This is a genomic window from Pseudomonas sp. SIMBA_041 (assembly GCF_046535095.1).
Taxonomy (GTDB): Bacteria; Pseudomonadota; Gammaproteobacteria; order Pseudomonadales; family Pseudomonadaceae; genus Aquipseudomonas; species Aquipseudomonas mucoides.
Map to the genome: position 1 here is coordinate 1 of NZ_JAWRXJ010000889.1, position 239 is coordinate 239.

General features: G+C 45.6%; 1 protein-coding gene. It reads right to left on the reverse strand.

What is annotated here, in order from left to right; all coding sequences use genetic code 11:
• Positions 1–239: fumarylacetoacetate hydrolase family protein (locus SB725_RS33705; protein WP_410923759.1), on the reverse strand; the 239-nt coding region annotated here is incomplete at both ends.

A 239-nucleotide genomic window follows, 5' to 3' on the forward strand; every position in this document is an offset into this window, starting at 1 on the left:
TGCTTGCAACACACCAACGCCACTTGGCGTACCAGTCATAATCACATCACCTGCTTGCAAGCTAAAGGCGTGACTGATATTGACCAGCAATTCGTAGACAGGGAATAGCATTAAGGCACTATCGCCATCTTGCGTTAATTTATCATTGATAGATAGCTGATACTGTACACTCTGCAGATTGCCAAACGTTTGTGGGTCGAGCCAATCAGCAAGCACGCAAGCTCCATCAAAACACTTAG